This window comes from Kitasatospora sp. NPDC059722 (genome assembly GCF_042733235.1).
Classification (GTDB): Bacteria; Actinomycetota; Actinomycetes; order Streptomycetales; family Streptomycetaceae; genus Kitasatospora.
In genome coordinates this window covers 274,586-284,175 of sequence record NZ_JBHWGD010000001.1, presented here as the reverse complement: position 1 = coordinate 284,175, position 9,590 = coordinate 274,586, and the positions used below count along the sequence as shown (strand labels likewise).

Sequence of the window (9,590 nt, the reverse complement as noted above, 5' to 3'; positions counted from 1 at the left end):
GCGGGCCGCGCGCGCCGCGGCGCGGTGGTCGGACCGCCCCCCCGCGGGGCGGCGCGGCCGCGGCCCCGGGACGGAGCAGCGCCCGCCCCTCGGGCGTTCTCCGGTCTCAGCCGGCCTTGTTCCAGGGCTGACTCGCCATGAGCGCCTTGACGTTGGCGATGTAGCCCGGGTTCGGGATGACGAGGCTGCCGACGGTCCCGCCGGTGGCTGGGTCGGTGGCGGTGTTGTAGTGGACGTTGCCCGCGCCCGCGTTGTAGGCGGAGATGACGAGGTCGAGCAGCGGGGTCTTCCCGGTGGCGGGGTCGGGGGAGAGGTCGTACGTGCCGCCGAACCCGGAGTCGCCGAAGTAGGCGACCAGCCAGTCGAGCAGTTGGGTGCCGAGCTGGACGTTGCCGGCGAGGGTCTTGGCGTCGGAGACGGTGCCGAACTTGGTGTTCATCCAGCTCACGGTGTTCGGCATGACCTGCATGGTGCCGATCCCGCCGTCGCAGGCGAGGATGCCGGACTGCCAGCCGCTCTCCTGCCAGGCGATGGCCTTGACCAGGTTGACCGGCAGCGGCGGGAGCTTGTCGGTGCCTCCGCTGCTGAGGGTGAGCGTGCGGGCCTGGCCGGCCGCGGCGGTGAGCGCCGCGCCGACGGCCTCCTTGGCCTCGTCCGGCTGCGGCTTGCTCGGCTTGCAACTGCTCTGCAGCGGCGGGGCGTGCGGGCCCTCGGGCGCGGGCGGCGGCGGGGGAGCGACGGGGCCGGGCTTGGCGGTCGGCGCCGGGGCCGCGGCGACGGGGGCGGCGGCCGGGGCGGGGGCCTTCTCGGCACTGCCGGTGGACGGCTTGGCCGCGCCGGGCTTGGCACCGCTCGCCGTCGGGCCCGGGCTCGGGCTCGCCTTGGCCGACTTGCCCGCCGACGCGCTCGCGCTCGGGCTGCCGGTGGCGCTCGCGCCGGGCGACGGCGTCGCACTCGCGGCCGGGCTCGCGGACGCGCTCGCGCCGGCCGTGTCGGCGGGCGAGGCGCTCGCGGCCAGAGCCGTCGTGCCCGGCGCCGCACGGGTGTCGGTCGTCGCGGACTTGCTCCCGCACCCGGCCAGGACGGCGGTCGAGACGGCCGCGGCCGACACCATCACCAGCGCACGCCGGGATGTGCTCACTGCCATGTGTGGTTCCCCCACTTGATCGCCGGTGGTCCCGGCGAGTGGCGGTCATCCTACGGGGGCGTGTTCCCACCCTGTACGAACGGGTGGTCGAGCGCCGTGCCGAGCACCGCCGGGGCCTCGGCGAGCGAGGGCCCGTACCAGGTGAGGTGACGTCCGCTGACCAGCGCCGCCGGCACGCCGGGGAACGCCTCCGGGCCGTCCCCGGCGGTGAACCGGTACGGCTCGTCCGGCAGGACGACCAAGTCGGGTGCGCAGGCGAGCAGTTCGGGCAGCGGGATGGCCGGGTAGCGCTCGGCGTGGCCGGCGTGGACGAGCCGCACTCCGAGGCGCCGCAGCACGTCCCCGGCGAAGGTGTCGCGGCCGAGGACCATCCACGGGCGCCGCCAGATCGGCACGATCGCCCGCGGACCGTCGGTCTTCTGCCCGCTCCGCCGTCCGTCGATCTTTTGCCCGCTGCGCCGACCGTCCACCCCGCGCCACGCCGCCTGCGCCTCGTCCAGCCACCCCGGCCGCGGGAGGCCGCACGCGAGGGTCAGCAGCCGTTCCAGGGAGCGGAACGCGTCGTCGACGGTGCGGATGTCGGTCACCCAGACCGGCACGCCGGCCGCCCGCAGCGCGTCGAGGTCCGGCCGACGGTTCTCCTCGTCGTTGGCGAGGACGAGGTCAGGGGCCAGGGCGAGGATCCGCCGGACGTCCGGGTTCTTGGTGCCGCCGATCCGCGGCACGTCCAGTCCGGCCGGGTGGGTGCACCAGTCGGTGGCGCCGGCCAGCAGGCCGGGGGCGGTGACGGCGAGCGACTCGGTCAGCGACGGCACCAGCGAGACCACCCGCCGCACCGGGCCCGGACCGAGCCGGACGGGCAGGTCGAGATCGTCCCGCAGGACGGTGGGTTCGGCCATCGGGCCAGCCTACGCCCCGCGCCTGAGCCCGCGGGCGAGCGGACGGGGTCGCGCCGGACGGGGTCGCGCCGGAGGGGGCCGTGCGCCCGGGGCCGTGCGGAGACGGCCCGGCGCGGAACTCCCCGAGATCCGCGGGAACCCGCCGCGCGAGCCGGCCGACTACCTGGTCCGGGTCCGCAGGACGGACCCCCAGCACGAGCACCCACCAGGAGAGTTCCCATGCGCCCTCGCACCGCCCGCGCCGTCGCGGCCGTCGTCGCCCTGTTCGCCACGGCCACGGCCTGCGGAAGCACCGGAGGAGGGGGCGGCGGCTCGGACGCGCAGGCGACGGCCAAGGCCGCGCCCGCCGGATCCTTCCCGGTCAAGGTCGCCGACTGCGCGGGCCAGGAGACCACCATCGCCAAGGCCCCCTCGAAGATCGTCACCAGTAACGCTTCCAGCCTGGAGATGCTGCTCCAACTCGGGGCCGGGGACCGCCTGATCGGCACCGGCTTCCCGCCCGGCAAGGGCAGCCTCCCGGCGGACCTCGCCGAGCAGGGCACCAAGGTGCCCGTCCTCGGCGACCGCGTCATCCCCAAGGAGAAGCTCCTCGGCTCCGGCGCCGACCTCTACGTCGACACCTTCGGCGCCATGCCGATGATGGGCGGCGGCGCCACCGGGCCGAGCCCGGAGGAGTTCGCCGCGGCCGGCATCCAGCACGTCTACCTCCTCTCCACCGCCTGCGCCGGCACCCCGAAGGCCGCCAAGGCGCCGCGCACCGACCTCGCCCAGGTCGAGGACGACATCCGCAGGCTCGGCGCCGTCACCGGCACCGCCGCCCGCGCCGAGGAACTCGTCGCCGGCATGGAGAAGCGCGTGGGCGACGTGCGGACCGCCCTCGCCGGAGTGCCGGACGACAAGCGGCCGAGCTACTTCGTCTTCGACTTCGACGCCGGCACCAAGCAGCCCACCGCCGTCTGCGGCCGCCAGGTTGCCAACGCCGTGATCACCCTCGCCGGCGCCCGCAACGTCTTCGCCGACTGCGACGCCGACTTCAAGCCCGGCTCCTGGGAGGACGTGGTCGCCAAGAACCCGGACTGGATCCAGCTGGCCGTCCGCAACCGCGGCAGCGAGGAGGCCACCCGCAAGGCCTACGACGACGCCGAGGCGTTCCTCAAGGGCTTCCCCGCCACCCAGGGCCTGAAGGCCGTCCAGGAAGGACACTTCGTGCGGCTCGGCTCCGAGGTGACCACCATCGCGGGCGTGCGCAACGCCGACGCCGTCCGGCAGATCGCCGCCACCGTCCACCCGGACCTCGTCAAGAACGGGCAGTAGACCGTGCCTCCGTCCGTCACCGGCGAGGATCCCGGCGCGACCTCCGTCGCTGCTGCTGCCGCCGGCGGCCGCCCCGCCCCCCCCCCGCGGGGCGGGGCCCCGGGGGGGGGCGCGCGCGCGCCCCCCCCCCCGCCCCCCCCCCCCCCCCCCACACCGCCCCCCCCCCCCACCCGGTCGCCGGCCGCCCCGCGAGCGCCGCCGCTGGGGCGCCCGCGCGCCGCCGCCGCCCCACCCCCGGGCGGCCCGCGCCGCTGGCCGCCGCCCTCGGCGCCGCCCTCCTCCTCGCCCTCACCGCCGCCGTCTCCCTCGGCGCCGTCGACGTCCCGCCCGGCGAAGTCTGGGCCGTCATCGCCCGCCGGCTCACCGGACGCGCCCCCGAACCCGGCACCCGCGACCTCATCGTCTGGCAACTGCGCGTCCCCCGAGCCCTGTTGGCCGCCGTCGTCGGCGCCGGACTCGGCCTCGTCGGCACCGCCGTCCAGGCCCTCGTCCGCAACCCCCTCGCCGACCCCTACCTCCTCGGCATCTCCTCCGGCGCCTCCCTCGGCGCCGTGGCCACCCTCGTCCTCGGCACCGCCCTCGGGCTCCAGCTCTCCTTCGGCAGCGCCCTCGGCCTCACCGTCTCCCTCGCCGCGTTCGCCGGCGCCCTCGCCGCGTTCTCCCTCGTCTGGCTCCTCGCCCGGCGCGGCGGCGGCTTCTCCCCGCTGCGCCTGGTCCTCGCCGGCATCGGCATCGCCCAGTTCCTCGGCGGCATCACCAGCTACCTCGTCCTCCAGACCAGCGACGAACAGCAGACCAGAGGCGTCCTGTTCTGGCTCATGGGCAGCCTCGGCGGCGCCGTCTGGTCCCAACTCGCCATCCCCGCAGCCGCCGTGTCCCTCGGCCTCGCCCTGCTCCAGGCCCGCGCCCGCGCACTCAACGCGATGCTCATGGGCGACGAGACCGCCGCCGGACTCGGCGTCGACGTCACCCGGCTGCGCCGCGAGATCTTCGTCGTCACCAGCGTCCTCACCGGCGTGCTGGTCGCCGTCTCCGGCGCGATCGGCTTCGTCGGGCTCATGGTGCCGCACGTGTGCCGGCTGCTCGTCGGCGGCGACCACCGGCGCCTGCTGCCGCTGTCCGCCCTCACCGGCGCCCTGCTGCTCGTCGTCGTCGACACCCTCGCCCGCGCCGCCCTGGACAACCAGGAACTGCCCATCGGCGTCGTCACCGCCGTCCTCGGCGCCCCCACCCTGCTCTACCTGCTGGACCGACGACTGGAGCGCAATTGAGGATCGCCGTCGAAGACCTGAGCGTCGCCCTCGCCGGACGCACCGTCGTGGCCGGCGTCCACCTCGTCGCCGAGGAGGGCGAGATCGCCGGACTGGTCGGACCCAACGGCAGCGGCAAGTCCAGCCTGCTGCGCACGGTCTACCGCCACCTGCGGCCGAGCGCGGGGCGGATCCTCCTGGACGGACGGGAGTTGGAGGACATCTCCCCGGCGGAGTCCGCCCGGCACATCGCGGCCCTCCCGCAGGAACGCGGCGGCGACTTCGAACTGACCGTCCGCGAGGTCGTCGCCATGGGCCGCACCCCCTACAAGCGCGCATTCGCCGCCGACGACGCCGAGGACCACCGCGTCGTCGCCGACGCCCTCGTGCGCGTCGGCATGACGGAGGCCGCCGACCGCTGGTTCGCCCAGCTGTCCGGCGGCGAACGCCAGCGGGTGCTGCTCGCCCGGGCGCTCGCCCAGCAGCCGGACGTCCTCGTGCTGGACGAGCCGACCAACCACCTGGACGTCCGCCATCAGGTCGAACTCCTCGCCCTGCTACGGGAACAGCGCCGCACCACCCTGGTCGCGCTGCACGACCTCAACGCCGCCGCCTCGGTCTGCGACCGCCTCCACGTCCTGCACCGCGGCGCCCTCGTGGCCTCCGGAGCACCGCGCGACGTGCTCACCTCCGACCTGCTCGCCGAGGTGTTCGGCGTGCGGGCGGCGGTGGTCGAACACCCGCTCACCGGCGACCCGCTGATCGCCTTCGACCACCGCACGCCCGCGTCCTCGGCCGGTGCTCCGGTGGACGCCGACGCGGCGCGGGCTCAGACCGTCTCGTAGTGGCTCGGGCGGCCGTCGCTCTCGACGAGCCGCCCGAGCTCCGCGGCGTCCGCGCTGCGCAGCAACTCCCAGCGGCCATCTGCCCGGTGGAGCACCGAGGAGTGCCAGGGCGTCGTCCACGCGTCCGCCGCCTCCAGCAGGCGGATGCCGAACTTCGGCGCCCCGGCCCGCTGCGGGTGGATGGACAGCCGGAACGCGTCCGGGTGGTGCTCGGCGATCAGGTCCCCCCAGGCGCGGCTGCGCTGGATCACCCCGTACGCGCGGCGGCGGCACTCGCGCTGGAGGGCCGACTTGGTGCCGGTGAAGCCGACGGTGTCCTCGGTGAGGAACCGGGTGATGCCCCGGTAGAGCCGCAGGGTCTCCTCGTCCGTCAGCACCTGCTCGCGCAACTCCTCGACGCTCGGCGCGTATCGAGCGTGCACACGGGCGCGCTTCTCGTCGAACGGCAGGTCGCCGAGGACGGCCCGCAGGTCGAAGGTGGCCAGGTGCCGCAGTCCCTCGCGCTCGATCATCGCGGCCAGTGCGTCGGAGTACTCGTCGATGTGGTCGTCGGGGACGTGGATGAGGTCGCCGAAGATGTGACCGTCCGAGCAGATCAGGATCCGCGCACCGGGCGCGTGGAGCGCGCCGATCCGCTCGCACAGCGCGTCGAGGAAGGTGAGCGACAGCCGCTCGCCCTCGTCGGGCAGGTGGCCGAGCACCTTCGCCGGGTTCGGCGACTTGCAGGGGAAACCGGGCAGGGTGAACACGATCGGCTCGCCGGCGGCGATGAAGTCCGCGAGCTGCGCCAGCTGGAGCGGGAAGTGGCGTGGCTCTGCGGCGAGTTCGGGGTCGGAGGCGCGGCGGTGCGGCAGGAGCAGGCCGAGGACGCGGGCGGCGAGGTGCTCGGCGGCCCCGTATGTGTGGGCGGATGGCTCGCGGGCGGTGATGGTGCCGACGGGCGGCATGGTGGTCCTCCAACGGGACGTTGTCGTAAGGGCTATGGGCGCGGGCGCGGGCCGCGGGCCCGGGCTGCAAGCAGGCGTGGCCGTGTCCTGGCCGGCGGTGCGGTCGCGGGCCAGGGGGTGGTGGTCGCCGCCGGTCAGACGCGCCGGTCGTAGGCGACCGGCAGCTCGTTCACACCGCGGGCCAGGACGGCGGGGATCCAGGTCAGGGCGTCCAGGCCGTCACCGCCCTCGGCCGGACCGGCGGGACGCAGTCCGGGGAGCCGGGTGAGCAACGTGCCGAGGGCCACCTGGAGTTCGGCACGGGCGAGGGCGGCGCCGGGGCAGTAGTGGATGCCGTGTCCGAAGGCGAGATGGGCGTTCGGGGTGCGGTCGAAGTCGAGCCGGTCGGCGTCCGGGAACCGCTCGCCGTCCCGGTTGGCGGCGCAGAGCGAGACGATGACCGAGTCGCCAGCCGGCACCGCGGTGCCGAACAGGTCGCTGTCCTCGGCGAAGAACCGCCAGGTGGTGAGCTCGAACGCGGCGTCGTGGCGCAGCAGTTCCTCCACCGCGCGGGGGAGCAGGCCGGGGTCGGCGGCGATGCCCTCGGCGAGCCGGACGAGGTGCCCGGGGTGGCGCAGCAGGGTGATCAGCATGGTGGTGATCTGGTTGGTGACCGGTTCCTGCCCGGCGACCAGTAGCTGGAACACGATCGAGTCGAGCTCCTCCGGGCTCAGCTCGCCGGCGTCACGGGCCGCGACGAGCCGGCCGAGCAGGTCGTCCTCGGCCCGGGCGGGGTCGTGGTGGGCGCGCTTGTGCTCGACCACGTCCGCGATGTACGTCTGCAGGCCGCGCAGCCGCGCCTCGTACGCGGGCCGGCCGGGGTCGAGCGGGCCGACCGGCTGCACGACCTTGCCCCAGTCGCGGTCGAAGCACACGGCCAACTCGGTCGGCAGGCCGATGGTTTCGGCGAGCGCGCGGAACGGGTAGTGCGCGGCGAACCCGGCGACCAGATCGGCGCCGCCGGTGGCGGGCAGCTCGTCGACCAGGGCGTCGGCGAGCTCCTGGAGGCGCGGCCGCAGCGCCTCGACCCGGCGGGGCGCGAAGGCGTCGACGACGAGCCGGCGCATCGTCGTGTGCTTGGGCGGGTCCTGGTGGAGCAGGTGCACCTGGAGCTGCGAGTGCTGCGGCTCGGGCATGATCGAGGCGAGCCGGCGCCAGTTCTCGTTGCCCAGGGCGTGGTTCTTGCCCAGCCTGCCGTCGTTGAGGGCCGCGTGCGCGGCCTTGTAGCCGGTGACCAGCCAGGCGTGGATGCCGCTCGGGAACTCCACCCGGTGGACGGGGCCCGCCTCGCGCATCCGCCGGTACAGCGGGTACGGGTCGCGCTTGTACTCCGTCCCGTAGAGCGGTACGGGGGAGGGGAGTCGGGTGCCGTCGCGATCGTCGTCGCCACCGCTGTCGCCACCGTCGTCGGACGGGAGGCCGTAGCCGAACGGGCAGCGGGTCGCTGGGTCCGCCGGGTCCGCGGGGTCCGCAGGGTCCGAAAGGTTTGCCGGGTTTGCCGGTTCTGCCGGGTTCGGCGGGCGGACGGCGGCAGGATCGAAGCCGGTGTCTATGTCGGTCATGTGCGGTGAACCTCCGGTCGTACGGTGTTCCAAGGGGGTGGCGGTCGGCCCGGGCGGCCGTGTCACGCCGTTGCACGGTGGGCGCGGCGGTGGTGCAGGGCGAGGAGGGCGACGGCGCTCGCGGCGGCCAGGACGGCCAGGGCGATCCCGGCGCGGGTGCCGGTGGTCGCGCGGTCGCCGGCCAGGGTGGCCGCGGTGGCGAGGGCGGGCCCGAGGGCGAAGCCGAGGCTGCGGGCGAGCTGGACGGCGGAGCCCGCGGTGGCGAGCCGGCCGGGCGGCGAGGCGGTCATGACCAGGGCCTGGGTGGGGCCGCCGTTGAGGCCCATGCCCGCGCCGGCGAGGGCGAGGCGCCACGCGATGTCGGCGTTGGTCCAGCCGCCGTCCAGGGGGAGCAGCAGGAGCAGGCCGAGGGTGGTGACGGCGGCGCCGCTCAGCGCGGTCGGCCGGGCGCCCCAGCGGTCCGCGAGCCGTCCGCCGAAGCGGCCGGCCACCACCATGCCGAGCGGGAAGGCCAGCATGGTGAGTGCGGTGCGGGTGGCGCTCTCGCCCTCCTGGCCGCGCAGGTGCTGGGCGAGCAGGTAGTGGCAGGCGGCGAAGCCCGCGGCGAGGGCGAGGACGGAGGCGTTGACGCCGGTGGTGCCGGCGGCCCGCAGCGTCTCGGCCACCGGTCGGCCGCCGGGGCGACGCAGCCAGACGGCGACGAGCGGCGCGGCGGGCAGCGCGAGCAGGAGCCACAGCGGGGCCTTCGGCGCGAGGGTGAGCGCGAGCAGGACGGAGGCGACGGCGGAGCCGATCAGGGCGGCGTCGCCGAGCGAACTGCGGTCGGGCGGCGAGAGCCTGCCGGTGCGCGGGGCGTGGCGGAACACGATCAGCGCGGCGGCGAGGCAGACCGGGAGTTTGACCAGGAACACGGCCCGCCAGCCCACGTGGTCGAGCAGCAGACCGCCGATCACCGGACCGGTGACGGCCCCGAGCGGACCGAGCGTGGCGGGCACGCTCATCGCCCGCCCGCGCAGCTCGGGCCGGACGGCGGTGGCGGCGAGCACCGGCATCAGGACGAACAGCACCGCGCCGAAGGCGCCCTGGGCGAAGCGCGCCGCGATCAGCCAACTCGCCCACGGGGCGAGGGAGACGAGCGCGCTGCACGCGGCGAAGCAGCCGACCGCCGGCAGGAGGGCCGAGCGCGTGCCCACCTGGTCCAGCCATCGTCCGGCGGGCAACAGCAGGGCGACGAGCGGCAGTTGGTAGCCGAGCGCGGCCCACTGGGCGACTCCGGGGGAGACGTGCAGGCCGGCGGATATGTCGGTGAGCGCGAGGTTCACCACGTTCATGTCGAGCATCGCGACGAACGAGAGCAGCCCGGCGGCGACGACGAGGCTCCACCGGTCCGCCGGACCGTCCGGGTTTCCTGTGCTGTGCCTCAACTTGGCTTCGGGCAGGCCGTGTTGCGCGGCCATGGAGTCCTCCGTTCCCCCGCTGCGTAGCGGACGCTGCCACCGCCGCGGGGGCCGCGCCCGGCCACGCCGCCGGGGGGGGGGGGGGGGGGGACCCCACACAAGGACTACATTATACAGAAAACCACACCCA

8 protein-coding genes are annotated in these 9,590 nt (G+C 75.3%); 3 read left to right on the top strand and 5 right to left on the bottom strand.

Annotation, left to right across the window (positions count from 1 at the left end; all coding sequences use genetic code 11):
- Window positions 1-106 precede the first annotated feature (106 nt).
- The gene (locus ACFV4F_RS01255) at window positions 107-1,147 is read right to left on the bottom strand and encodes a transglycosylase SLT domain-containing protein (protein ID WP_380499994.1); all 1,041 of its coding nucleotides are present in this window, start codon (window positions 1,145-1,147) and stop codon (window positions 107-109) included.
- A 50-nt stretch (window positions 1,148-1,197) separates the two neighbouring features.
- On the bottom strand, window positions 1,198-2,046 hold the full coding sequence (locus ACFV4F_RS01250; protein ID WP_380436191.1) for a helical backbone metal receptor: 849 nt from the start codon (window positions 2,044-2,046) through the stop codon (window positions 1,198-1,200).
- Window positions 2,047-2,265: 219 nt separating this feature from the next.
- On the opposite strand from ACFV4F_RS01250, the gene ACFV4F_RS01245 reads away from it, so the two are divergent.
- From ACFV4F_RS01245 to ACFV4F_RS01235, 3 genes are all read left to right on the top strand, one after another.
- The gene (locus tag ACFV4F_RS01245; RefSeq protein ID WP_380436193.1) at window positions 2,266-3,360 is read left to right on the top strand and encodes an ABC transporter substrate-binding protein; all 1,095 of its coding nucleotides are present in this window, start codon (window positions 2,266-2,268) and stop codon (window positions 3,358-3,360) included.
- Between the two features lie 251 nt (window positions 3,361-3,611).
- A complete protein-coding gene (locus ACFV4F_RS01240) occupies window positions 3,612-4,631 on the top strand; it encodes a FecCD family ABC transporter permease (protein ID WP_380500005.1) in 1,020 nt (339 codons plus the stop codon).
- Window positions 4,628-5,455 (top strand): ABC transporter ATP-binding protein, encoded by an 828-nt coding sequence (locus tag ACFV4F_RS01235; protein WP_380499993.1) that lies wholly within the window; start codon window positions 4,628-4,630, stop codon window positions 5,453-5,455. Before ACFV4F_RS01240 ends, ACFV4F_RS01235 begins: the two co-directional genes overlap by 4 nt.
- Here ACFV4F_RS01235 and ACFV4F_RS01230 read toward each other — a convergent pair.
- From ACFV4F_RS01230 to ACFV4F_RS01220, 3 genes are all read right to left on the bottom strand, one after another.
- The gene (locus ACFV4F_RS01230; RefSeq protein WP_380499991.1) at window positions 5,440-6,402 is read right to left on the bottom strand and encodes an L-tyrosine/L-tryptophan isonitrile synthase family protein; all 963 of its coding nucleotides are present in this window, start codon (window positions 6,400-6,402) and stop codon (window positions 5,440-5,442) included. The genes ACFV4F_RS01235 and ACFV4F_RS01230 overlap by 16 nt on opposite strands.
- Before the next feature lie 134 nt (window positions 6,403-6,536).
- Window positions 6,537-8,003, bottom strand: coding sequence for a cytochrome P450 (locus ACFV4F_RS01225; protein WP_380499990.1), 1,467 nt, complete (start codon window positions 8,001-8,003; stop codon window positions 6,537-6,539).
- Between the two features lie 62 nt (window positions 8,004-8,065).
- The gene (locus ACFV4F_RS01220; protein WP_380499989.1) at window positions 8,066-9,460 is read right to left on the bottom strand and encodes an MFS transporter; all 1,395 of its coding nucleotides are present in this window, start codon (window positions 9,458-9,460) and stop codon (window positions 8,066-8,068) included.
- Window positions 9,461-9,590: the final 130 nt, after the last annotated feature.

What these genes read in the sequence shown, in the direction of transcription:
- ACFV4F_RS01255 (WP_380499994.1), bottom strand. Translation starts at nt 1,147, where the DNA reads ATGGCAGTGAGCACATCCCGGCGTGCGCTGGTGATGGTGTCGGCCGCG.
- ACFV4F_RS01250 (WP_380436191.1), bottom strand. Translation starts at nt 2,046, where the DNA reads ATGGCCGAACCCACCGTCCTGCGGGACGATCTCGACCTGCCCGTCCGG.
- ACFV4F_RS01245 (WP_380436193.1), top strand. Translation starts at nt 2,266, where the DNA reads ATGCGCCCTCGCACCGCCCGCGCCGTCGCGGCCGTCGTCGCCCTGTTC.
- ACFV4F_RS01230 (WP_380499991.1), bottom strand. Translation starts at nt 6,402, where the DNA reads ATGCCGCCCGTCGGCACCATCACCGCCCGCGAGCCATCCGCCCACACA.
- ACFV4F_RS01225 (WP_380499990.1), bottom strand. Translation starts at nt 8,003, where the DNA reads ATGACCGACATAGACACCGGCTTCGATCCTGCCGCCGTCCGCCCGCCG.
- ACFV4F_RS01220 (WP_380499989.1), bottom strand. Translation starts at nt 9,460, where the DNA reads ATGGCCGCGCAACACGGCCTGCCCGAAGCCAAGTTGAGGCACAGCACA.